Source organism: Streptomyces sp. NPDC048057, from assembly GCF_040653095.1.
Lineage (GTDB): Bacteria > Actinomycetota > Actinomycetes > Streptomycetales > Streptomycetaceae > Streptomyces.
Genome location: NZ_JBEZNF010000020.1, coordinates 16,859 through 41,316, shown reverse-complemented (window position 1 = coordinate 41,316; position 24,458 = coordinate 16,859). Strand labels below are relative to the sequence as shown.

The window sequence follows — 24,458 nt, the reverse complement described above, 5'->3', positions numbered from 1 at the left end:
TCCCCGCGCTGAACTCCCCTCCATCCTCCACCCGTCGGACGCGCAGTCCGCCCCCCGCACCGCCCCGCTTTCTTCGCGCAGCGAGAAGAACCCCTTATCGAGGGCCCGTGGCTCCCCGCCTGTTACCTACGTAACTTCATTGGTGGTAACGGAGACACGAAAGGACCCAGCAGATGAGTGCACTGCTTGTCCGAGGCGGGTACCTGTACCCGGCGGACGTCGGGGCGCACGTCGTACCCGACGGATCCGTACTGATCGAAGGCGGTCGCATCACCGCCGCCGGGCCGACGGCACAGGTCGAGGCCGCGCTGACGCCCGAGCACCGGGCCGGGCTGCGCGTCCTCGACGCCCGGGGCAAGCTGGTGCTGCCCGGCCTGGTGAACCCGCACTGGCACGACATGTTCGCCACCCGCTTCGTGTTCAAGGGCGCGCAGCGCCCGCCCCACGACCGGGACGACAAACCCGCCTTCATGGCCCTGGGCGGTGACATCCAACAGATCTCCACCCTCTTCGACTCCTTCTACGACCAGATCGAACTGCTCACCGCCGAGGAGGCGGTGGCGATCGCCCGCTACTCGATGTGGACGCAACTGCGCTCCGGCGTCACCACCCTCGGGGACGTCGGATCCTTCAACCGCCCCGAGGCGCTGGCGACCGCCGCCCGCGAACTGGGCATGCGCTGTTCGGTGAGCACCTGGGCCAGCGACGCGGTCTGTGCGCCCGGCGACACCCGCTTCCGCCGCACCCGGGACGCCGACACCGTACTGACGCGCATCGAAGCACTGCTGCGCGCCTGCGAGCGCGACACCAGCGGACTGGTGCGCGCCCGACCGACGTCCGTCTACGGCGTCAACATGACCGACGAACTCGGCGCCGGCTTCGCGGAACTCGTCCGGCGCTACGACGTGCCGTTCGCCACCCACGTGGGCGCGCTGCGCAACGAGGTCGAGGTGATGGCCGCGTACTACGGCACGACACCCGTGCGCCGGTTCGCCGAACTCGGCCTGCTCACGGACCGCTTCACGGCCGTGCACTGCGCCTTCGCCGACCACGAGGAGCGCGCCCTGCTCGTCGACGCCCGCTCCCACATCAACTTCTCCCCGGCCAAGTACGGCCCCGCCGGCGAGTCGACGCTCACCGAGACCCGGGCCATGCCCGAGTTCCGCCGCGCCGGACTCGACGTCTCCCTGTCCACCGACGGCGCGCCCATGCCCGTCGGCGGGATGGCGGAGGCGATGCGTGCGGTGTGGCAGACCTTCAACGAGATGTACGCCGACCCCACCGAAGTCCTCCCGACGGACGCCCTCGCCATGGCCACGCGGCTGCCCGCCAAGGGGCTCGGCTGGTCCGGCGAGATCGGCAGCATCGAACCCGGCAAACAGGCCGACCTGGTCCTGGTGCCGGCCGACGACTGGCGCTACCTGCTCAACACGCGCCCCCTGGAGGGCTTCCTCGCCCTCGGCGGCTCCATGGACGTCGACACGGTCGTGGTCGCCGGCCGGACCGTCGTCCGGGACGGGCGCTGCACCCGCTTCGACGAAGAACGACTCGAAGCGGACTACCTCCGGGCGATCGGATCCTTCTCGGTGCGCTGCCTGGGAGTCGACCCCGACCTCGTCGCCGAGCGCACCCGGCGGCGGTACACGAAGGAGAGGGACGACTGATGCGGTACACGACAGCGCTCGTCACCGGAGCGGCGGGCGGCATAGGCGCGGCGGTGGTACGCCAACTGGTCAGCGAGGGCGCGGCGGTGGCCGCGGTCGACGCCGACCGCGAGAACCTGCAGTCGCTCGTCAAGGAACTCACCGCCGAGGGCCACCGGGTCCACGGCTACCCGGCGAGCGTGGCCGCCAGCACCGAGGTGGACGCCGCCGTCGAGCGCGCGGAACGCGAACTCGGCCCGATCGACAGCCTGGTGAACGCCGCCGGAGTGCTGCGCACCGGGCAGGCGGCCCAGCTCAGCGACGACGACTGGAACCTCACCTTCGCCGTCAACGTCACCGGCGTCTTCAACGTCAGCCGGGCGGTGGCGCGGCGGATGATCCCCCGCGGCCGGGGCGCCGTCGTCACCGTCGCCTCCAACGCGGCCGTCACCCCCCGCTGGAACATGGCGGCTTACGCGGCCTCCAAGGCGGCGGCGACCAGCTTCACCAAGAACCTGGGCCTGGAGCTGGCCCGGCACGGCATCCGCTGCAACGTGGTCGCGCCCGGCTCCACCGACACCCCGATGCTGACCTCCCTGTGGAACGGCGACGACGCCCGTCGGGTGTCGATCGAGGGCGACGGCCCGACCTTCCGCGCGGGCATCCCGCTCGGCCGGCTCGCGAGCCCCGAGGACATCGCGAACGCGGTGGTCTTCCTGCTCTCCGACCGAGCCGCGCACATCACCCTGCACGCCCTCACCGTCGACGGCGGCGCGGGCCTCGGCCACTAAGCACCACCGGCCCCGGACCCCGCGCAGCCCGAGCCCAGCCCCAGACAACGGAGCACCGATGGCGATCCCGACGATCGAGCCGTACCCCATGCCGGCCGAAGACGAACTCCCCGCGAACGTGGCGCCCTGGACGATCGACCCCGAACGCGCCGTACTGCTCGTCCACGACGTCCAGCACTACTTCCTCCAGCCCTTCTCCGCCGACCGCGCCCCCCTCGCCGATCTGCTGACGAACGTGCGCCACCTGCGCGAGCGGTTCGCCGCGCTGGGCGCACCGGTCGTCTACACCGCCCAGCCCGGCGGGATGAACGACGAACAGCGCGGCTTGCTCAAGGACTTCTGGGGCACGGGCATGAGCGCCGACCCCCGCCACCGCGCCATCCCCGACGCCCTCGCGCCCGCCGCCGACGACGTGGTGTTCACCAAGTGGCGCCCGAGCGCCTTCTGCCGCACCGGGCTGCTCGACCTGCTCGCCGCCCGGGGCCGCGACCAGTTGGTGATCTGCGGGGTGTACGCGCACGTCGGCATCCTGATGACCGCCCACGAGGGCTTCTCGAACGACATCGAGACCTTCGTGGTGGCGGACGCGGTCGCCGACTTCACCCCCGAGTACCACCGGATGGCGCTCGACTACGTGGCGTCCCGCTGTTCGGTCACCCTCTCCACCGCCGCCGCGCTGACCATGCTGGACGGAGGAACGCGATGAGTCCCGTACCGCCCTTCACGACCTTCCCCCCGACGACCCGACCGGCCGCACCGGACACCACGACCCGCACCACCAGCCGCACTCCGGGCCGCGGGCGCCGCCGTACGGCGCCACGGGCCGCCCGCGGCCCTTCGGACACCACCCGCACCGGCCCCGACCTGCTGGACCTGGTCCTCGGCCCCGACACCCCGCCGTTCGCCCTGCTGCACCGACCCGGCGCCACCGGCCCCGGCCATCTGGACCTGATCGTCGGGGAGACGGCGGCGGTGGAGCGGATCGCGGACATCCCGCTGCCGTCCGACGGGGGCCGAGGCCGCCACGAGGTGCTGGCCCTGCTGCCGTACCGACAGATCGGCGAGCGCGGCTTCGCCTTCCCCGACGACGGCGCACCCCTGGTGACCATGGCCGTCACCGCGCAGACCGTGCTGCCCGTCGCGGACGTCGCCGCCCGGCTGCCCGACGTGCCGATCCGGTTCGCGGGTGCCGAGTTCGACGCCGACGACGCGTACGCCGCCACCGTGCGCCGCATCCTCGACGACGAGATCGGCCGCGGCACCGGCGCCAACTTCGTCATCAAACGGGCCTTCTCCGCGGAGCTGACCGACTACTCGCCGCAGACCGCGCTGTCGTTCTACCGACGGCTGCTGGGCCGTGACCCCGGCTCGCACTGGACCTTCGTCATCCACACGGGGGAGCGCACCTTCATCGGCGCCTCGCCCGAACGCCACATCACCCTGGACGCCGGCACCGTGGTGATGAACCCGATCAGCGGCACCTACCGCTATCCGGACACCGGCCCCGACCTCGCCGAGGTCCTCACCTTCCTCGCCGACACCAAAGAGACCAACGAGCTGTACATGGTGGTCGACGAGGAGCTGAAGATGATGGCCCGGATCTGCGACGCGGGCGGACGCGTGGTGGGGCCCGCGCTCAAGCAGATGGCGCGGCTGGCCCACACCGAGTACCTGATCGAGGGGCGCAGCACCCTCGACGTGCGGGACATCCTGCGCGAGACCATGTTCGCGCCCACCGTCACCGGCGGCCCCCTGGAGAGCGCCTGTCGGGTCATCAGCCGGTACGAGCCCGAGGGCCGCGGCTACTACGCCGGGGTGGTCGCCCTGATCGGCCGGGACGCGACGGGCCAGCGCTCCCTGGACTCGTCCATCCTGATCCGCACCGCGGAGATCGACGCCGCGGGCCGGCTGCGGATCGCGGTGGGCGCCACGCTCGTACGGGACTCGGACCCCTTCTCGGAGGCCGCGGAGACCCGGGCCAAGGCCGCCGGGCTGCTGGAGGCGCTGCGCGGACCGGCCGGCGCCGGCACCGCCGCCGCCCCGGTGGAGGACCTGCGCGCCCACCCCGAGGTGTGCCGCGCCCTGGCCGAGCGCAACCGTCCGCTCGCCGACTTCTGGTTCGCCCGGCCCGAGCGGCGCAGCCGCCGCGCACCGGAGCTCGTCGGCCGCACCGTCCTGGTCATCGACGCCGAGGACACCTTCACCGCGATGACCGCGCTCATCCTCGACGCCCTGGGGTGCGAGGTGACGGTGGTGCGCTACGACGACGAGCGCCTGGAGCGGGGCGAGCACGCGCTCGACGCGTACGACGCAGTGGTCCTCGGCCCCGGGCCCGGGGACCCGACGGACGGCGAGGACCCCAAGATGGCCCGGCTGCGGGAGTTGGCCGGCCGGCTGCTCGCCGGCGCCACCCCCTTCCTCGCCATCTGCCTGGGGCACCAGGCGCTCAGCACGGTCCTCGGCCTCGAACTGGCCCGCAAGGACGTCCCCAACCAGGGGGTGCAGCGGAAGATCGACGTCTTCGGGCGCACCGAACTCGTCGGCTTCTACAACACCTACACCGCCGTCGCGCCCGGCGACCGCTTCGCGTGCCCCGTGCGGGGCGGCACGGTCGAGGTGTTCCGGGCCGCCTCCGGCCCGGAGGTGGACGCGCTGCGCGGCCCCGGCTTCGCCTCCGTGCAGTTCCACCCCGAGTCGGTCCTCACCCGCAACGGCACGGAGCTGATCGGGGACGTCCTCGTCGGTCTGCTGGGACCGGGCCCGGGAGGTGAGGGCTGATCAGCCGATCGGGCGGGTCGGGGCCTTGCGGACGCGCCCCCGGGACGGTCCGGGGTGATCGAGGTGAGAAGCAGTCCTCATCACGGCCGCGTGGTGCCCCCGCCCCGACCTGCCTACGGTGAAACCGGTACCCGAACGGAGAGCTGGCGGCTTGATGATGGAAGAGACCCGTGTGTTCACCACGGTCGAGGATTTCACCGAGTGGATGGAGAAGCACCACCGGAGCGCGGAGGAGGTCTGGGTCGCCCTGCCCAAGAAGGGCACCCCGGTCACTTCGATCAACCGGACCGAGGCCCTGGACGTGGCGCTGTGCTACGGCTGGATCGACGGCAAGGCGGCGTCGGCGAACACCCCCGACGGCTGGTGGGCCCAGCGCTTCACCCCCCGAAGGCCCCGCAGCCCCTGGTCCAAGATCAATTGCGCGAAGGTCACGGAGCTGATCGACGCGGGACGCATGCGTCCCGCCGGCCTCGAACAGATCGAGCGCGCCAAGGAGGACGGCCGCTGGGCCGCCGCGTACGACCCGCCGAGCACCGCCGAGGTCCCCGACGACCTGCGGCAGGCGCTCGACGCCGTGCCCGCGGCGGCGACCGCCTTCGCCGCCCTCAGCAAGAGCAACAGCTATCTGATCCTGCTCAACGTCCAGAAGGCGAAGCGGCCCGAGACGCGGCAGCGCAGGATCGCGCAGTACGTGGAACGGCTGGCCGCCGGGGAGCCTCCCCACGGCGGCCGGAAGAAGACCTGACCCCCTCCGGGCGCGCACCCCCCGGCGGCGGACGACTCGACCGAGGAGAACCCATGCGGCCCGCACTGCCACAGATAGGCGACTGGAACGGCATCGAGGAACTGCGCGAACTCCAGCGCGCACGGCTTCCGCAGGTGCTGTCCTGGGCGGCGCGCACCCCGTTCTACCGGGCCCGGCACGGCTTTGGCGCAGCCCCCGGCGCCGGAGCCGCGGCCGGGCCGGGCGGCGCGGCGGTCTCGGGCCTTCCGGCGGACGCCGACGCCTTCGCGGCCCTGCCGCCGACCACCAAGCAGGACCTGCGGGACCAGTACCCCTTCGGACTGCTCGCGGTCGAGCGCAGCGAACTGGCCACCTACCACGAGTCCAGCGGCACCGCCGGCCAGGCCACCCCCTCGTACTACACCGAGGACGACTGGGTCGACCTGGCCGAGCGCTACGCCCGCAAGTGGGTCGGCATCACCGCCGACGACACCCTCTTCGTACGGACCCCCTACGCCCTGATGATCACCGGTCATCTGGCGCAGGCCGCGGCCCGGATGCGCGGGGCGCTGGTCGTCCCGGGCGACTACCGTTCGCTCGCCATGCCGTACGTGCGGGTGATCCGGGCCCTGCACGACCTCGGCGTCACCCTCACCTGGTCGATCCCCACGGAACCGCTGATGTGGGCCGCCGCGGCGCGGGCGGCGGGCCTTGTGCCCCAGAAGGACTTCCCCGACCTGCGGGCCGTCTTCGTCGGCGGCGAACCCCTCACCCCCGCCCGCCGTCGGCGCATCGGGGAGCTGTGGGGCGTGCCCGTCGTCGAGGAGTACGGCTCCACGGAGACCGGCAGCCTGGCGGGGGAGTGCCCCGAGGGCCGGCTGCACCTGTGGGCGGACCGGGTGCTGTTCGAGGTGTACTCCCCGCGGACCGGGCGCTTCAGCGCCGAGGGCAGCGGCCAGCTGGTGGTGACCCCGCTGTACCGCGAGGCCATGCCGCTGCTGCGGTACAACCTGGAGGACGAGGTCGAGGTCTCCCACGACCCCTGCGGCTGCGGCTGGCACCTGCCCACCGTCCGGGTCCTGGGGCGGTCCGCCTTCGGACACCCGGTCGCCGGCCGCAACGTGACCCAGCACCAGCTGGAGGAACTCGTCTTCGACCTCCCGCTCGCGTACGAGGTGCTGTTCTGGCGCGCCCGGGCCGAACCGGACGTGCTGCGGCTGCACTTCGAGGTGCCCGACGAGCACCGGGACGCCGCCGTGCGCGAGCTGACCGCGGCCGTCGACCGCGCCTTGGGCGTCCCCTGCGAGATCACCGCGCTCGCGCCCGGGGCGCTGGTGCCGTACGAGGTCCTCGCGCAGGGCCGGGACGTGGTCAAGCCGCGCAGCCTGCTGGGCCCCGACGAGGACTGGAGCCAGGCCCTGCACTACCGCTGAGCCGCCCCGCAGCGATCAGCGCCGTACCCCGACACTCGCCACACCGGGCAGCCGCACCACGCCCGTGGGACGGAGGAAGAGCATGTCGCACACCACCACCGGCCGGCCCGCGACGGCCACCGCACCGCCCGAGGGCGTGCGTCCGCCCGTGGACCGCGAGCAGATCACCCGACTGGTCTGCGGACACATGGAGACCCGGGCGATCGGGGCCATGGCCTCCCTCGGCATCGCCGACCGACTCGGGGACGAGCCGCGGCCGGCCGGGGAGTTGGCGCACGAACTCTCCTGTGACCCCGACGCGCTGCACCGACTGCTCCGGGCCCTCACCGCACTGGGCCTGGTCACCGAGGTCCGGCCGGCGCACTTCGCCCTCAGCGAGCAGGGCGCCCTGCTGCGCACCGACCGACCGGACTCGCTGCACTCCTTCGTGCGCATGTGCACCGACCCGGCGATGCTCGACGGCTGGCGCGGCCTGGAAGGGGCCGTCCGGAGCGGACGCCCGGCCTTCGACGACGTCTTCGGCACGGACTTCTTCACCCACCTCGCCCGCGAACCGGAACTCAACGACCTCTTCAACGCGGCCATGCGGCAGAACACCGGAGTGGCCGCACGGATCCTGCCCACGGCGTACGACTTCGGGCGCTTCAGCACGCTCGCGGACGTCGGCGGGGGCGACGGCACCCTGCTGACCTCCGTCCTGCTCGCCCATCCGGGCCTACGGGGCCTGCTGTACGACACCGCGGAGGGCCTGGCGCAAGCCGGCGCGACCTTCGCCGCGGCCGGGGTCGCCGACCGCTGCACGACGGCCACCGGCGACTTCTTCGCCGCGGTGCCCGAGGGCGCGGATGCCTATCTGCTCAAGAGCGTGCTGCACGACTGGGACGACGTGCGCTCCGAACGGATCCTTCGGCACTGCCGGGACGCGGTGCCCCCGCACGGCCGACTGCTGATCGTGGAACCCGTACTGCCCGACGTGGTCGACGCGTCCGCGTCGCCGCTGCCGCACCTCAGCGATCTGAACATGCTCGTCAACCTCGGCGGGCGGGAACGGACCCGGGCCGACTTCGTGGCGCTGTGCGCCCGCACCGGGTTCGAACTCGCCGACGTCACACCGCTGGCACCGGCCCGCTACTCCCTCGTCGAAGCCGTGCCCGTCTGACCCCCCTGCCCCCTGGCGGTGCCACACCGCCGCCCTCCCCCCAAGCCGGCCCCCGGGACCCCCCGGGGGCCGGCTGCGTTCGTCGTGCGGTCCGCCACGGGCTTCTTCGAGTGACAACCAAGCCTTATCGCGGGCTCATTGCCGCGGCCCGGTTACCAACTTAACTTTTTGACTGGTAACCACAGCGCGGTCGCGCAACGGAGTGCTCGGAGGGGACAACGTGACGACCAGGGTTTATCCCGCCTACATCGGCGGTCGTGATGTAACCAGCGAAAGCGGACACCGGGTGCACACGGTGACGACGCGCGCCATCATCGAGGACACCTTCCCGAGCCTGCGGCTCAAGCGCGACCTCGACCTCGGCAAGGCGGACGCGAGCGCCGCGGGCGACGTCGTCGCCGGCGCCTGCGAACTCGCCGACGACGCCATGGTCCAGCAGTCCCTCGAAGCCGCCGCAGCCGCCGCCCCCGTCTGGGCGCGCGTCCCGCTCGCCGAGCGACTGGAGATCGGCCGGCAGATCGCCCGCCGCCTGCTCGCCCACCGCGAGCCGCTGGTGGACCTCCTGGTCGCCGAGGGCCAGCCCCGCTCCGTCGCCGAAGGAATGATCACCGGGCTCCCGGAGACCGGCTGGAGCGCCGAGACCCTCCAGTGGTGCGCCGAGCAGATGGCGATCTCGCGCCACGACGGCGTACGGGAGATGACGCTGCGCCGGGTGCCCGACGGCGTCGTCTGCCTCAACCCGCCGCAGAACGCGGCCACCGTCAACGCCCTCAACGGCCTCACCGCGCTGCTGTCAGGCAACACCCTCGTCGTGCGCGCCCCCCGCGGCGTACCCCTCAGCTGCATGTACGCCATGCGCGAGGTCGTGGCGCCCGTCCTGGAGGACGCCGGGGCACCCGCCGGCACCCTCAACGCCCTGTGCGGAGCGCCGATGCTGGACGCCTGGCTCGCCAGCGAACACGTCAACGACGTCATCTACTTCGGCGGCAGCTCGATGGGCCTGCGCTTCGAGCAGGACTGCGTCGCGGCCCGCAAGAAGCCGATCCTGGAGCTCGCCGGCAACGATGCCTGCGTGGTGTGGCGGGACGCCGACCTCGACGACGCCGTGCAGAGCCTGACCCAGTTCTTCATGAACTCCGGTCAGATCTGCAACGTGCCGAACCAGGTCATCGCCCACCCGGCGATCGCCGACGAACTCATCGAACGCCTCGTCGCCGCGATGAGCGGGATCCGCCCCGGCTTCCCCGACGAGCCCGGCGTCGTCCTCACCCCCGTCCTCGGTGCCGACTGGTTCTACGGATGCCTGGCGGAGGCGTTGGCCCGCGGCGCCCGGCTGGTGCACGGCGGTCGCCGCCTGGAGGTCGACGGACGCCCCAGCGACACCGGGTTCTTCCTGGAGCCCACCGTCGTCAGGGTCGACGGACTGCACGGCGCCAGGAACCTCTCCGTCGTCCGCGACGAGACCTTCTTCCCCCTCCTGCCGATCGTCGTCCCCCAAGCCGGCGGCAGCGACGACGCCCTCTTCGACGAGGTCCTCGCCTTCGTCAACGCCAACGCCTACGGGCTGCGAAACTCCCTGTGGACGAGCGACCCCGACACCATCGAGCGCTACCTCGACACCGTCACCAACGGCGGCAACCTCAAGGTCAACGACTCGCACAGCGGCTTCCTGCCCTTCCTGCCCAACCAGGGCGGCACCGGACTGACCGGGGGCGCCTTCGGCGAGGCGAGCCACCCCATGCTGCGCACCACCCACCTCCAGGCCGTCAGCGTGATCCGGCCCGGCGGGCCCCGCTGACCCGGCGAACCGCGAAGCCCGCGCCCGCGAAGCCCGCGCCCGCGAAGCCCGCGCACCCGCCTAGCCCGTACACCCGACAGGAAGTGACCACCCATGCGACCGCGCACGCTCACGGCCGAACTCGACTGCTCGGCCGAGGAACTGATCAGCCGCCTCGGCGACGACCACGCCTTCCCGGCCCACGCCCCCGACATCGTCTCCGTCGACGACGTCGGCGAGGGCGCGCGCCGCTGGGTGCTCGCCTTCCGCGGCGGCACCGCACGGTGGGTCCAGTCCACCGCCCCCGCGCCCGACGACACCACGCCCCACCGCATCGCCTTCACCCAGGTCGAGGGCGACTTCCAGGAACTGACCGGCTCGTGGTCGGCCGTGGACCGCCCCGACGGCGGCTGCACCGCCGTCTACTCGGTGCGCTACCGCACCAGCGTGCCCCACCTCGCCGGCGCCATCGACTCGGCCGTCGGCCGCGTCCTGGTGCGCAGCGCCCACGCCGTGCTCACCGGGATCGCGGGCCCCGCCCGACTGCTCTCCGGCGAGCACCACCTGCGCGACCTGCCGCACGTCCCGCCTTCGGAAGGAGCGCCGAGCGATGAGGTTCGATGACGTCTGGATCGCCGGGACCGGCAGCGTCCTGGGCGACCTCGTCCCCATATCCACCGCCGTCGAGGACGGCTCCTACGACCCGCTCGCCGCCGAGAGCACCGGCATGGTCAGCTACTCGCGCGCCGCGTCGGCACCCGCCGAGATGGCGGTGGCCGCCGGTCGGCTCGCCGTCAAGGAGGCCGCCGCCCTCGGCGTCACGACCGGGCCCGACACCCTCCACCTGCACGGACAGGCCAGCTTCCAGGGCATCGAGATGTGGTCCGCCCCCTGCTGGATCGCCGGCGAACTCCTCGGCACCCGGCTCCCGGAGATGCCCAAGGCCGTCTCCGCCTGGTCCAACGGCTCCATGGCCGCCCTCGACATCGCGGCGAACGCGCTCACCGCCCGCCCCGAGTTGACCACCGCCCTCGTCACGGTCGCCGACCGGTTCGCCCCGCCCGCCGACCGCTTCCACACCTCGCCCGGCATCGTCTTCGGCGACGGCGCCGCAGCCGCCGTGCTGACCCGCGGCGGCGGCCGGCTGCGGCTGCTGTCCCACGTCGCGGAGACCGACACCGTCCTCGGCGGCCTCTCCCGCGGCGACGAGCCCTTCCGCACCGCACCGCCGCCGGAGCGCCCCGACATGCGGCGCCGCACCCGGGAGTTCCTCTCCCGCGGCGACGTCTCCCTGCGGGACGTCATCCAGCGGACCGCCGACTGCACCCGCACCGTCGTCGCCCGTGCGCTCGCCGACGCCGACGTGGCCCCCGACGGCGTCGACTGGCTGCTGGCCCCGTACGTCGGCCGGACCCTGTACCGCGACAGCTTCGAGCGACCGCTCGACCTCGAACCCCGCCACACCCTCGCCGAACTCGGCCGCACCATCGGCCACCTCGGCTCGGTCGACCAGCTCCACTCCCTCGACCACCTGATCGGCCACGACCTGCTGGAGCCCGGCCAGCGCCTGCTGCTGATCGGCACCGGCATGGGCTTCACCTTCTCCGCGGCGGTGCTCGCAGCGGACCTCGTCTGACCACCACCTCCAGGGAAGGAACACTCCGATGAGCCCTTTCTCCACCGTCGCCCCGTCCGCCGCCGACAGCTCCACCTCCGACGCCCGGATCGCCTCCCTCACCCCGCTGCTCACCCCGGCCGCCCTGCGCGCCGAGGTCCCCCTGCCGGCCGGCGCCCGGCGCACCGTCCTGCGCGCCCGGGAGGACTTCGTCCGCATCCTCCAGGGCGTCGACGACCGGCTCGCCGTCGTCGTCGGCCCCTGCTCCGTCCACGACACGGCGGCCACCCTCGCCTACGCCAGGCGCCTCGCCGACCTGGCCCGGCAGACCGAGGACTCGCTGCTGGTCATCATGCGGGTGTACGTCGAGAAGCCGCGCACCCGCCTCGGGTGGAAGGGGCTCGTCAACGACCCGGGTCTGGACGGCACCCACGACCTCAACGACGGGCTGCGCCGCGCCCGCGCGCTGATGGTGCAGATCGTCCGCAGCGGCCTCCCGGTCGGCTGCGAGTTCCTCGACCCGTCCGTGACGCGCTACCTCTCCGACGCCGTCAGCTGGGCGTCCATCGGCGCCCGCACCGTGCAGAGCCAGGTCCACCGACAGCTCGCCAGCGGACTGAACATGCCCATCGGCATCAAGAACGGCACCGACGGCAGCGCGAAGGACGCCGTCGACGCGATCGTGGCCGCCGCGCACGGCCACGTCTACCCCGGCGTCACCGACGAGGGCGTGGCCGCCGTCGTCACCTCCTTCGGCAACCCGGACTGCCACGTCGTGCTCCGCGGCGGCAGCAGCGGCCCCAACTACGGCCACCAGCACGTCGCCGGCGCCGTCGACCTGCTCGAAGCCACCGGACTGGCGCCGCGCGTCGTCATCGACGCCAGCCACGGCAACAGCGGCAAGGACCACGAGCGGCAGCGCGACGTCGTCGAGGACGTCGCCGTCCGCGTCGCCGACGGGGACACCGGCATCGCCGGAATGATGGTGGAGTCCTTCCTGCGCCCCGGCCGCCAGGACCTCGTCCTCGGCCGCACGGACCACCTCATCCCCGGACTGAGCGTCACCGACGCCTGCGCCGGCTGGGACCAGACGGTCCGGATGGTGGAGCGGCTCGCCGAAGCCGCCGCGAAGCGCTCCGCCCGCACGACCGCCCTCGTCGCGTAGGGATCCCGCGTCCGCATCCGAGAGGAGCCACTCCGGTGGACCAGACGACCACGACCGCCACGACCGCCACCGCACCCAGCCCCCACGCGGCCCTGCCGCTCGCCCGCCTCTGGGCGGACGACACCGCCCTGCCGCCGCACCGCGCGCCCCTCGCCGCCCCGAGCGCCACGCCCACCGGCGCGGCGCGGCGGCACCTGGCCACCGCCGCCTTCGCCGCCCTGCTGCACCGCTACACGGGCGAGAACGAGCTGCTCGTCGGCGCCGGCGAGGGGACGGTCGAGCTGAAGGTCACCGGCGACACGACCGGCGACGAACTGCTCGCCGCCGTCGCCGCGGCCCGCCCCGCCCCCGCGGCGCACCCGCCGATGGCCGTCGTCACCGACGCGAGATCCCCGAGCCCCCCGGGGCCGACCGGGTCCGCGGCCCCGGCGCTGCACGTGCCGGACGTCGAGCCGTCCTGGGAAGTCGCCCTGCCCGGCGGCTGGTTCGACGCCCCCGCCGCCGTCCAGTACGCCCGCCACCTGGAGCGGGTGCTGGCGGCGCTGGTCACCGAGCCCGCCACCGCCGTGCGTGACCTCCCCCTGCTGTCCGAGGCCGAGGAGCAGCGCGCCCTGGTGGACTGGAACCGCACCGACGAGCCGGTGGCGGCGCCGTTCTTCCACGAGGTCGTCGCCGAGCACGCGCGCCGCACCCCGGACGCGGTCGCCGTGGCGCTGCCCGACGCCCGGGTGACGTACCGCGAACTCGACGGGGCGGCGAACCGGCTCGCCCACCGGCTGCGCGCGCTCGGCGTGCGGCCCCGGGACCGGGTCGGGGTCTGCCTGCCGCGCGGCGCGGACAACCTCGCCGCCCAACTCGCCTGCTTCAAGCTGGCGGTCGCCGTCGTCCTGCTGGACCCCGGCTTCCCCGGCGACCGGGTCCGCTTCATGGTGCAGGACTCCTCGGCCGCCGCCGTCGTCACCCTCGTCGACCACGTCGACCTGGTGCCCGACGACCGGCCGGTGCTCGCGCTGGACGACCCGAAGGAGACGCCCTGGCGCACCGGTCCGGTCGAGCCGGCCGCGCCCGTCAGCGAGCCGGTGTCCGCGGACGACATCATCCACGTCGGCTACACCTCCGGCTCCACCGGCGAGCCCAAGGCCGTGCTCGCCCGCTTCGGTTCGGCCCGCAACCTCATCCACGGCATGCGCACCCTGTGCCGGATGACCCGCGAGTCCCACGGCACCTGGCTGGCCGCGCCCGGTTACGGAATGATCCAGGTCGAGTGCTTCCCGGTGCTCGCCTCCGGCGCGACCGTGCACATACCCGAGGCGACGGTCGTCGCCTCCCCGGAGCGGCTGCGGTCCTGGATCCTCGCCGAGGGCATCACCACCACGCTGCTGATGAAGCCGATGGCGGAGCGGCTGTGGGCGCTGCCGTGGCCGAAGGACACCCCGCTGCGGGACATCCGCGTCTGCGGGGAGCGCATCCAGTCCTGGCCGCCGGCCGGTCTGCCGTTCCGGCTGATCAACCTCTACGGCTCCACCGAGGCCACCACCGTCGCCTCCTGCGACATCACGGAGCTGGGGCTGAGCCTGGGCGAGGAGGGCCGGGCCCGCCGGCTGCCGCCGATCGGTCGACCGATCTGCAACGTGCGGACGTACGTGCTCGACGAGGCGTTCCGGCCGGTGCCGCCGGGCGTGGTCGGCGAGCTGTGCATCACGGGCGACGGCCTGTCCGCCGGCTATCTGGACCGCCCCGAACTCACCGGACGGAAGTGGATCCCGAACCCGGTCTCCCCGGCCGACTACCCGGTGCTGTACCGCACCGGCGACATGGCGCGCTACTGGCCGGACGGCAGCATCGAGATCGTCGGGCGCACCGACAACCAGATCAAGGTCCGCGGCAACACCGTCCACCTGGGGGAGATCGAGGTCGTCCTGGCCGCCCAGCCCGGGGTCCGGCAGGCCGCGGTGCTCGCCCACCGGGACGGACACGGCGACGTGCAACTCGCCGCCTACATCGAGCCGGTCGCCGGCACCACGCCGGTGGTGCGGGACGTCCGCAAGGCGCTCCAGCAGCGCCTGCCGGCGTTCATGGTGCCGTCGGCGTACCTCGTCGGGGACTTCCCGACGTCGACGAACGGCAAGATCGACCGCAGGGCGCTGCCGGAGCCGCCGAGGTCGCGCCCGGACGTCGACAGCCCCTACCAGGCGCCGGGCACCGAGGTGGAGCGGGCGCTGACCGCGCTGTGGGAGCAGATCCTGGAGATCGAGGGGATCGGGGTGCTCGACAACTTCTTCGAACTGGGCGGCGACTCGCTGCGCGCCGCCCGGCTGACCGAACGGGTCCGTGCCGAGCTGGGGGCCGAGCTGGAGGTCGGGGACCTGTTCGACCGGCCCAGCGTGGCGCACATGGCGCAGCTGGTCACCGCCGAGGCGCCGGCCAGGGCCGCCTGAACGGGCCCGTACGACGGCGTGGCCCCGGAGGAGTCGCCTCCGGGGCCACGCCGTCGTGCTGCGTCCGCCGGGACCGCTCAGTCCGTGCCCTGCGCGGACAGGACGTCGACGTAGTGCGGGTTGTCCATGATGCCGAGGACGTTGCCGAAGGGGTCGACGACGGTGGCGCCGATGAAGCCCTCACCGAAGTCCCGGGGCTCCTCCAGCTTGGTCGCGCCCATGGACAGCAGCCGCTTGAACGTCTGCTGCACGTCATCGACGTGCCAGTAGGCGACGACCCCGCCCGGGCCGTCGTCGGTGGACGTGTGCCCGCCCAGCATGCCGATGTACCGGTTGTCGAGCAGCCCCAGCTCGTGCGAGTAGTCGCCGATGCGGAACTCCGCGTACTCCGGACGGTTGAAGTACGGCTCGATGCCGAGCAGTTCGGTGTACCACCGCTTCGCCGCCTCCAGGTCGGACGTGTGGTACCGGACGTTGGCTACGCCACGTAGCATGTGCGCTCCCTCGGGGGAATGGTCCAATTGGCCACACAACGCACATCGGGTGAAAAGGTAACGCCGGGATTACGGCATCCCGGTCAGCCCGGTTGCTCCTCCCGCCCCGTAAACCTCGCCGGCTTCGGCCGTTCCGGTCGTGCGTCGGTGCGCAGCACCAGGCGCGCGCCGTGGACCTCCCCGGCCTCCAGCCGGCGGTGCGCCTCGGCCGCCGCCGTCAGCGGCAGCGTCTCGACCCGGCGGGGGAGGAGCGCGCCGGCCGCCAGCAGTCGGTTGATGTCGCCCGCCGCCTCGGCCAGCTCCGTGGCGGTGGCGCGCGAGATCACGAAGCCGCGGAGCGAGCCGTCCTTCATGTACAGCTCGCCCGCCGGCAGCACCGGACGGCTCGTCGCCCCCGCCAGCAGGACGATCCGGCCGCGCGGCGCCAGCAGGGCGACCGCCTCCGCGAGGTCGTTGCGGCCGGAGGTGTCCACGTGCAGGTCCACCCCGTCGGGCGCCGCGGCGGCGATGCGCTCGGCCAGGTCCGGGGCCCGGTAGTCCACGACGTCGGTCGCGCCCAGCGCCCGGCAGTGCTGGGCGTCGCGCGCGGCTGCGGTGGCGATCACCCGGGCGCCCGCCGCGGCGGCCAGGGCGGTCAGTGCCGCGCCGACGTTCCCCGCGCCGCCGGCCACGAGGACGGTCTCCCCGCTGCGCAGCCCGCCGTGGGCGAAGAGCGCGAGGTGGGCGGTGGCCGCCGGGTGGAACGCCGCCACCGCTCCGTACGGATCGACGTCCTGCGGCAGTCGGTACAGCCGCTCGACGGGGACCACCGCGCGCTCGGCCGCCGCGCCCTGCCGTCCGCCGTGCCCCAGGCTGTTGCACCACACGCGGTCGCCCGGCGCGAACCCGGGTGCGCCCGGGCCCGCCTCGGCGACCCGGCCCACGAGGTCCCGGCCGATCACGAAGGGGAAGGGGGTGGGGGTGCGGTAGCGCCCGGAGCGCACGAAGGTGTCCACCGGATTCACCGCGGTGGCCTCGACGTCGACCAGGACGTCCGTCGGCCCGGGGCGCGGCTCGACCAACTCGCCGCAGCGGATCACCTCGGGCTCGCCGAGTCGTTCGATGTAGGCAGCGCGCATGTCGACGAACGTAACCCACGGACGGCTCCGGGGGCGTGTCCGTCGCAGGAGCGGTCCCGCACGGGGTGTTCCCGCTCCGAGAAGAAGCCCTTATCGAGGGCCCATGGCCGCACCGCCGTTACCTGCATACCGTAATTGATGGTATCGAGGGTGCCCGGGGCGCCCGACCGACGATGACGACCTCCCCGCCCGGGGACGCGAGAGGGGCTCCTGGACATGACCGAAGCAGCCGTCACCGCCACCGCTGGACGCACCGTCACCACGGCTCCGGGCGGCGCCGAGCCGCCCCTGTTCGAGCTCGCGGCCGAGGTGTACGTCACCGCACCGCCCGCCGCCGTGTACGCCGTCGTCAGCGACCTGCCGCGCAGCGGCGAGTGGAGCCCCGAGTGCGTCGGCGGCACCTGGGCCACCGGCGAACCGGCCACCGTGGGCGCGGTGTTCCGCGGGGAGAACCTGCGCTCCCCGGACGTCGTCGCCTGGGCCCCCGTGGTCCGCGGCACCTGGTTCACCGAGTCCGAGGTCGTCGCCGCCGAACCCGGCGTGACCTTCCAGTGGTCCATGCGCGACGGGTCGGGCCGCAAGCAGGACAGCACCTGGGCGTACGACATCGAACCCGCCCACGGCGGCAGCCGACTCGTCCACCGCTTCCGGATGGGCACCGCCACCGAGGGCATCCGCGGCATCACCGCGGAGATGGACGCCGACGCGCGCGCCCGGTTCTTCGCCGAGTGGAGCGACAAGCTCGCCGCCGACCTGCCGCGCACCCTGGCCCGCATCAAGGACGTCGTCGAGGGCGACGGCACCCCGAGCTGACGGCGGCACACCGCCTCGCACGTCGCGCCTCCACGACGCCCGGCCGGCCGCACCCCGCCGGACCGGTCCCGCGCACCGGCCCCGCCGTGCGCCCGCCCCCGCCGGCTGCCGACGGCCGCCGGTCGACCCCCTCCGGCAAAGGTCTGACCACATGTTTCTCCAGCGTGTACGGAACAGAGGCATCCAGCTGGGCACCCTCTTCGAACGCGCCGCCGCCCGGCACCCGGCGAACGTCCTGATCCTCGACCACGACCTCGACATGGCCCCCGAGTTCGGGCGGCGCGCCACCGTCGCGGAAGCCGCCGACCTCGTCGACGACATCGCCGCGCGGCTGTGGGCGGTGCGCATCCGCCCCGGCGACCGCGTCGTCGTCCACAAGACCGACGGCTTCGACATCACCCTGATCGCCTTCGCAGCGGCCCGCATCGGCGCCGTGCCCGTGCTGCTGTCACCGGCGCTGGACGGGCACACCGTCGCCGAACTGGTGCGCCGCACCGACCGCCCGTACCTCGTCACCGACGCCGCCAAGCTCGCCGCGCTGCCGCGCTCGGTCTTCGACCGCGCCGAGCGCGTCCTGCTCACCTCCGGCAGCCATCAGGGGGCGCTGGAACTCGCTGCCCTCGCCGGGGTCCCGCGCGTTCCCGCCATCACCATGCCCCCCGACCACCCCACCCTCATCACCCACACCTCCGGCACCACCGGCGTCCCCAAGCTCGCCGTGCACACCGGCCGCACCCTCCAGGCCCGCTACCGGCCCCAGGCCACCGCGCTCGCCGGCATCGTGCACGGCCGCGAGACCGTCGCCATCCACGTCTCCTTCGTGCACTCCCGGCTGATGACCGCCCTCGCGATCTCCCTGCTGCGCGGCTTCCCCGTGGCGGTGCTCGCCGACTCCGACCCGGGCGCGGCGGCCGACCTGTTCGCCCGGCTGCGCCCGGGCGTGCTGGAGGCCCACCCCAACTCCTTCATGGCCTGGGAGGAGCTCGCCGACGACCCGCGCGAACCCCTCGCCGGCGTCAAGCTCTTCAGCTCCACCTTCGACGCCATCCACCCGCGGACCGTGCGCCGACTGCTGGCGGCCTCCCGCCGCCGCGCGCCCCTCTTCGGGCAGCTGTACGGGCAGAGCGAGGTCGGCCCGGTCGTGGTGCGCGGCTACACCCGGCGCCGCTCGGCGCACGCGGACGGCCGCTGCGTGGGCATGCCGTTCCCCGGCATGACCGACATCCGCGTCGTCAGCCGCGACGGCAAGCCGCCGTCCAGCGACAACCCCGGCCACATCGAGATCAAGAGCGACGGACGGATCGTCACCTACCTGGGGGAGCAGGAGCGCTACGACGCCCAGGTGTCCGCCGACGGCTGGTGGCGCATGGGCGACGTGGGCTACCGAAGCCGATGGGGCTGCATCCACCTGCTGGACCGCGAGGTCGACCTCATCGACGGTTTCGGCTCCACGCTCGCCGCCGAGGACGCCCTGTTCAGCAAGTTGGAACAGCTCACCGAGGTCGTCATCGTGCCCGGGTCCGCCGGCGAGCCCGTACCGGTGGTGTGCACCAGGGACGGCGCCCCGCTCGACCTCGACGCCTGGCGCGACGCCGCCGCGGGACTCCCGCCCATGGCGGACCCCGTCCAGCGGCACCTAGACGAACTGCCGCAGACCGCCACCACCAAGATCAAACGGCTGGAGCTGGCCCGCTGGCTCGCGGCGGAGAACGGGAGCGCGTGATGGCACTCGTCGTCATCGCGGGCGGCGGCATCGGCGGGCTCGCCACCGCCCTCGCGGTCACCGCCCGCGGCCACCGCGCCGCCGTCCTGGAACGGGCGGACCGCTTCGCCGAGATCGGCGCCGGCATCCAGATCGCCCCCAACGGCCTGCACGCGCTCGACGCCCTCGGCGTCGGCGACGCGGTCCGCGCCAGCGCCGTGAACATGTCCGAACTGCGCTTCATGGACGGGGTCACCGGCCGCCACGTCACCAGCCTGCCGCTGACCTCCCGCTACCAACGGCGCTTCGGCAACCCCTACGTCGTCGTGCACCGCGCCGACCTCCACGCGGCGCTGCTGCGCGCCTGCCTCGCCTCCGACGCGGTGTCGCTGCACGGCGGACACGCCGTCGCCCGCTACGAGCAGGACGCCACCACCGCGACCGCCGTCCTCACCGACGGCACCCGCGTCAGCGGTGACGTGCTGATCGCCGCCGACGGCATCCACTCCGCCGTCCGCCGCCAACTCGTCGGCGACGGCGACCCCAGGGTCTCCGGCATCACCGTGTACCGCGCCGTCATCCCCATGGAGCGGGTGCCCGAGCGCCTGCGGTTCGAGCGGTCCGTGGTCTGGTGGACCGGGCCGGGCTGCCACTTCGTGCACTACCCGATCGCCGGCGGACGCCACCTCAACCTCGCCGCCAGCCACGACGACGGCACCACCGTGCCCGTCGCCGGTGCCCCCGCCACCCGGCGCACCGTCCGCCGCACCTTCACCCCGCTCGGCGGCATCGCCCGGCAACTGCTGGAGCTGGGCGACGAGTGGAAGACCTGGACCCTGGTGGACCGCGACCCCACGGACCGCTGGACCGACGGCCGGGTCGCCCTCCTCGGGGACGCGGCGCACGCCATGCTGCACTACGCGGCCCAGGGCGCCTGCCAGGCGCTGGAGGACGCCGTCGTCCTCGGCGACCTGCTCGACGGCGCGGACGCCGACGCCCTGCCCGGGCACCTCGCCGCGTACGCCGACGCCCGGCGCGAGCGCACCGCCAAGGTCCAGCTCACGGCCCGCGAGAGCATCCGGCTGTGGCACCCCGCGGGCCCCGCGGCCGAGAAGAGGAACGCGCTCCTGTCCGCGATGGACGCGGACGAACTCCACGACCACGTCGCCTGGATGCACGGACACCGCACCCCCCTCGCCGCGGCGCGGGGCGTCCACGCCACCACGGGAGCCCTGACATGACCACCGCCCAGAACCCCGCGCCGTCCGACGCGGACGGCCGCACCGAGATCTGCGTCATCGGCGCCGGGCCGCGCGGCCTGTCCCTGCTGGAGCGGTTGTGCGCCAACGTACGCGCCCGCCCCACACGCGGCGCGTTGGTGATCCACGTCGTCGACCCCGCCGTACCCGGCGCGGGCGCCGTGTGGCGCTCCGACCAGTCGCGCCACCTGCTGATGAACACCGTCGCCTCGCAGATCACCGTCTACACCGACGCCAGCTCCCGGATCGACGGCCCCATCGAGCCCGGCCCCAGCCTCCACGAGTGGGCCCAGTCCCTCGCCCTGCTCGGCGAACCCGGCGACTACGACGAGGCGACCCTCGCCGAAGCCCGACGGCTCGGCCCGGACGACTACCCGACGCGCGCCTTCAACGGGCGCTATCTGCACGACGCCTTCCTCCAGGTCACCTCGCGCGTCCCGGCCCACGTGACGATCCGGGTGCACCGCTCCCGGGCCGTCGCCCTCGCTGACACCCACGGCATGCAGGGCGGCCCCCAGGGCGTCCGGCTGGAGGACGGGACCCGGCTGCACGGCCTCGACGCCGTCGTCCTCACCCTCGGCCACGTGCCCGCCGCGCTCTCCCCGCGCGAAGCCAGGACCGCGAGCCTGGCCCGGGTGCACCAGCTCACGTACATCCCGCCGGCGAACCCGGCCGACGTGGACCTCGACGGCATCGCACCCGGCGAGAACGTGCTGCTGCGCGGACTCGGCCTCAACTTCTTCGACCACATGGCGCTGTTCACCACCGGACGCGGCGGCGCGTACGAGCGCGACGACGACGGCCGGCTGCGCTACCGCCCCTCCGGCGACGAACCCCTCCTCTTCCCCAGCTCCCGACGCGGCGTGCCCTACCAGGCGCGCGGACGCAACCAGAAGGGCGCCCACGGCCGCCACGTCCCCCGCCTCCTCACCCCCCAGTACATCGCCGCCCTGCGCCGCTGGGCCACCGAACGCGGCCGGGCCGTGGACTTCCTCGCCGAGCTGTGGCCGCTGATCCGCCGCGAGGTGGAGGCCGTCTACTACGCCGCCCTGCTGCGCCGCCGCGGCCGGTCGGCCGCCGAAGCCGCCTTCACCACCGCCTTCCTGGACCTCGCCGAGGACCGCGACGCCACGCCCCTGCTGGAGCAGTACGGCATCTCGGCCGCCGACCGCTGGGACTGGGACCGCATCGTGCGCCCCTACGGCGAACGGCAGTTCACCGACCGGGCCGACTTCCGAGCCTGGCTCGTCGGCCATCTGGCGCACGACGTGGCCGAGGCCCAGGCCGGCAACGTCGACGGGCCGCTGAAGGCCGCCCTCGACGTCCTGCGGGACCTGCGCAACGAGATCCGGCTCGCGGTCGACCATGGCGGCCTCGACGGCGACTCGCACCGCGACGACCTGGAGCGCTGGTACACCCCGCTGAACGCGTTCTTGTCCATCGGCCCGCCGGCGTCCCGGATCGAAGAGCTGATCGCCCTGATCGAAGCGGGCCTGGTCACCCTCACCGGACCCGGCACCCGCATCCGACTCGACGTCGACGACCCCGCGTTCGTCGCCGATTCCACCGTCGTGCCGGGACCGCTGGTGCGCTCGCGCGTGCTGATCGAGGCACGGCTGCCCGAACCGGACCTCCGCCGCACCCGCGACCCCCTGCTGCGGCACCTGCTCACCACCGAACAGGCCGTCCCGTACCGCATTCCGGACACCCGCGGCGGCGGATACGAGACCGGGGGGCTGGCCGTCACCGAACGCCCCTACCGGCTGCGGGACGCCGGCGGCCAGGTCCACCCGCGGCGGTTCGCCTACGGCGTGCCCACCGAGGCCGTCCACTGGGTCACGGCGGCGGGCATCCGCCCCGGCGCCGACTCGGTGACCCTCGGGGACGCCGACGCCATCGCCCGCGCCGTGCTCGCACTGCCGCCCGCCACCCCGCTGACCGGCGCCGACGCCTCGGCGCAACGCCCCACGGACGCCTCGGAAGTGAACGGGGTGATCGTGTGAGCGACCGACCCGACCGACCCGACCGGGCCCACGACACCGGACTGCTCTCCCCGGTCCGGGCCGGCACCCCCGTCGAGGACGCCCTGGACGACCGGGCCTGGCTCCAGGCCCTCCTGGACGCGGAAGCCGCCCTCGCCCGCGCCCAGGCGCGGCTCGGCACCCTGCCCCGGCGCGCGGCCCGCACCATCACCGCCACCGCCCGCGCCGAACGCTTCGACGCCCGCGCCATCGCCGTCGCGGCCCGCCAGACCGCCAACCCCGTCGTCCCGCTGGTTGCACAGCTGACCCGGCTGGTCGCCGCCGCCGACCCGGCGTCCGCCGACTACGTGCACCGCGGCGCCACCAGCCAGGACGTCTTCGACACCGCGGCGATGCTGGTGGCGGGCCGGGCCCTGCGGATCGTCCGGGCCGACCTGGCGGGCGTCGTCGACGCCCTCGGCGCACTCGCCGCAGAGCACCGGGACACCCCGATGGCCGGCCGGACCCTCGCCCTGCACGCCGTCCCCACCACCTTCGGTCTCAAGGCCGCCGGCTGGCGTCAACTCGTCCTCGACGCACTGCGCCGCGTGGACGACCTGCTCGCGTACGGGCTGCCGGTCTCCCTCGGCGGCGCCGCCGGCACCCTCGCCGGCTACCTGGAGTACGCGGCGCTCGACGGGAGCGCCGCGTCGAACGGCCCCCGTCGCGCGGAGGACTACCTCGAAGCCCTGGTCGACGCGTACGCCGCCGAGACCGGACTCGCCCGCACCGTCCTGCCGTGGCACGCCCTGCGCACCCCGCTCGCCGACCTCGCCGCGGTCCTGGCGTTCACCGCCGGCGCACTCGGCAAGATCGCGGCGGACGTCCAGGTCCTGCACCGCACCGAAGTCGGCGAGGTCGCCGAGCCGTCCGGCACAGGGCGCGGGGTCTCCTCCGCGATGCCGCACAAGCGCAACCCCGTGCTGTCCACCCTGATCCGCAGCGCCGCCCTCCAAGTGCCCGCCATGGCGGCCGGTCTGACGCAGTGCCTGGTCTCCGAGGACGAACGGTCGGGCGGCGCCTGGCACGCGGAGTGGCTGCTGCTGCGCGAGTGCCTGCGGCTGGTGGGCGGCGCCGCGCACACCGCGGTGGAGTTGTCCCGGGGCCTGACCGCCCGACCGGACGCGATGCGCCGCAACCTGACGTTGACCGGCAGCGCGGTCGCGACCGAACGCGTCGCCGCCGCCCTCGCCCCCGCGCTCGGCAAGGCCCGCGCCAGAGCGCTGGTCACCGACGTCGCGCAGGCCGCCGTCGACACCGGCCGACCGCTGTCCACGCTGCTCGCCGCCCACCCGGAAGTACGCCCCCACCTGGACCCGGCGGCCCTCGCAGCCCTCCTGGACGCCGCCACCTACACGGGCGGCGCCGGCCCCCTCGTCGACCGCGCGCTGGGGCGCGTCCGGACCGTCCCGCACGGCCCTTCCGACACCGCGGTTGCCCTGGCGGGCGCGGAATCGCCGTGAGGGCGGGGGCGGTGATGACGTCTGCGGCCCGGTGGTGGGGACCTCGCCCGGCCCAAGGGGACGTT

19 protein-coding genes are annotated in these 24,458 nt (G+C 73.8%); 17 read left to right on the top strand and 2 right to left on the bottom strand.

Going from position 1 to position 24,458, the window contains the following annotated elements:
• Positions 1-173 precede the first annotated feature (173 nt).
• The 12 genes from AB0E05_RS23435 (at position 174) to AB0E05_RS23380 (ending at position 15,523) form a co-directional block, all read left to right on the top strand.
• Positions 174-1,664 (top strand): amidohydrolase family protein, encoded by a 1,491-nt coding sequence (locus AB0E05_RS23435; protein ID WP_361966573.1) that lies wholly within the window; start codon positions 174-176, stop codon positions 1,662-1,664.
• Positions 1,664-2,434, top strand: a complete 771-nt coding sequence (locus AB0E05_RS23430) for a 2,3-dihydro-2,3-dihydroxybenzoate dehydrogenase (RefSeq protein ID WP_361966571.1) — start codon at positions 1,664-1,666, stop codon at positions 2,432-2,434. Before AB0E05_RS23435 ends, AB0E05_RS23430 begins: the two co-directional genes overlap by 1 nt.
• Before the next feature lie 58 nt (positions 2,435-2,492).
• Entirely contained in the window at positions 2,493-3,140 is a 648-nt protein-coding gene (locus AB0E05_RS23425) for an isochorismatase family protein (RefSeq protein WP_361966568.1), read from the top strand.
• Positions 3,137-5,212: an anthranilate synthase family protein gene (locus AB0E05_RS23420; RefSeq protein ID WP_361966566.1), complete on the top strand. Its 2,076-nt coding sequence runs from the start codon at positions 3,137-3,139 to the stop codon at positions 5,210-5,212. Before AB0E05_RS23425 ends, AB0E05_RS23420 begins: the two co-directional genes overlap by 4 nt.
• Positions 5,213-5,384: 172 nt before the next feature.
• The gene (locus AB0E05_RS23415; protein ID WP_361966564.1) at positions 5,385-5,957 is read left to right on the top strand and encodes a YdeI/OmpD-associated family protein; all 573 of its coding nucleotides are present in this window, start codon (positions 5,385-5,387) and stop codon (positions 5,955-5,957) included.
• A gap of 53 nt (positions 5,958-6,010) precedes the next feature.
• On the top strand, positions 6,011-7,369 hold the full coding sequence (locus AB0E05_RS23410; RefSeq protein WP_361966562.1) for an AMP-binding protein: 1,359 nt from the start codon (positions 6,011-6,013) through the stop codon (positions 7,367-7,369).
• Positions 7,370-7,451: 82 nt separating this feature from the next.
• Positions 7,452-8,528, top strand: a complete 1,077-nt coding sequence (locus AB0E05_RS23405) for a methyltransferase (protein ID WP_361966560.1) — start codon at positions 7,452-7,454, stop codon at positions 8,526-8,528.
• 220 nt (positions 8,529-8,748) lie between these two features.
• Positions 8,749-10,326, top strand: coding sequence for an aldehyde dehydrogenase (locus AB0E05_RS23400; RefSeq protein WP_361966558.1), 1,578 nt, complete (start codon positions 8,749-8,751; stop codon positions 10,324-10,326).
• Between the two features lie 93 nt (positions 10,327-10,419).
• Positions 10,420-10,929 (top strand): SRPBCC family protein, encoded by a 510-nt coding sequence (locus AB0E05_RS23395; protein WP_361966556.1) that lies wholly within the window; start codon positions 10,420-10,422, stop codon positions 10,927-10,929.
• A complete protein-coding gene (locus AB0E05_RS23390) occupies positions 10,916-11,941 on the top strand; it encodes a ketoacyl-ACP synthase III family protein (protein WP_361966554.1) in 1,026 nt (341 codons plus the stop codon). The genes AB0E05_RS23395 and AB0E05_RS23390 overlap by 14 nt, the downstream gene beginning before the upstream one ends.
• Before the next feature lie 28 nt (positions 11,942-11,969).
• Positions 11,970-13,085 carry a 3-deoxy-7-phosphoheptulonate synthase gene (locus AB0E05_RS23385; protein ID WP_361966552.1) on the top strand — a complete coding sequence of 372 codons (1,116 nt, stop codon included), beginning with the start codon at positions 11,970-11,972 and terminating at the stop codon, positions 13,083-13,085.
• A gap of 35 nt (positions 13,086-13,120) precedes the next feature.
• Positions 13,121-15,523, top strand: coding sequence for a non-ribosomal peptide synthetase (locus tag AB0E05_RS23380; RefSeq protein ID WP_361966550.1), 2,403 nt, complete (start codon positions 13,121-13,123; stop codon positions 15,521-15,523).
• 77 nt (positions 15,524-15,600) lie between these two features.
• Here the strand turns inward: AB0E05_RS23380 and AB0E05_RS23375 are convergent, their stop codons facing one another.
• Together AB0E05_RS23375 and AB0E05_RS23370 are read right to left on the bottom strand one after the other, a co-directional pair.
• Entirely contained in the window at positions 15,601-16,017 is a 417-nt protein-coding gene (locus tag AB0E05_RS23375) for a VOC family protein (RefSeq protein WP_361966548.1), read from the bottom strand.
• 83 nt (positions 16,018-16,100) lie between these two features.
• Positions 16,101-17,135 (bottom strand): NADPH:quinone reductase, encoded by a 1,035-nt coding sequence (locus AB0E05_RS23370; RefSeq protein WP_361966546.1) that lies wholly within the window; start codon positions 17,133-17,135, stop codon positions 16,101-16,103.
• Positions 17,136-17,351: 216 nt separating this feature from the next.
• Between AB0E05_RS23370 and AB0E05_RS23365 the strand changes: the two genes are divergently transcribed.
• The 5 genes from AB0E05_RS23365 to pcaB all read left to right on the top strand — a co-directional run bounded on the left by AB0E05_RS23365 (position 17,352) and on the right by pcaB (position 24,393).
• On the top strand, positions 17,352-17,948 hold the full coding sequence (locus AB0E05_RS23365) for an SRPBCC family protein (RefSeq protein WP_361966543.1): 597 nt from the start codon (positions 17,352-17,354) through the stop codon (positions 17,946-17,948).
• A gap of 151 nt (positions 17,949-18,099) precedes the next feature.
• The gene (locus AB0E05_RS23360; protein ID WP_361966540.1) at positions 18,100-19,671 is read left to right on the top strand and encodes a class I adenylate-forming enzyme family protein; all 1,572 of its coding nucleotides are present in this window, start codon (positions 18,100-18,102) and stop codon (positions 19,669-19,671) included.
• Positions 19,671-20,891 (top strand): FAD-dependent monooxygenase, encoded by a 1,221-nt coding sequence (locus AB0E05_RS23355; protein ID WP_361966538.1) that lies wholly within the window; start codon positions 19,671-19,673, stop codon positions 20,889-20,891. The genes AB0E05_RS23360 and AB0E05_RS23355 overlap by 1 nt, the downstream gene beginning before the upstream one ends.
• On the top strand, positions 20,888-22,912 hold the full coding sequence (locus AB0E05_RS23350) for an FAD/NAD(P)-binding protein (protein WP_361966536.1): 2,025 nt from the start codon (positions 20,888-20,890) through the stop codon (positions 22,910-22,912). The genes AB0E05_RS23355 and AB0E05_RS23350 overlap by 4 nt, the downstream gene beginning before the upstream one ends.
• Entirely contained in the window at positions 22,909-24,393 is a 1,485-nt protein-coding gene (pcaB, locus tag AB0E05_RS23345) for a 3-carboxy-cis,cis-muconate cycloisomerase (RefSeq protein ID WP_361966534.1), read from the top strand. The genes AB0E05_RS23350 and pcaB overlap by 4 nt, the downstream gene beginning before the upstream one ends.
• Positions 24,394-24,458: the final 65 nt, after the last annotated feature.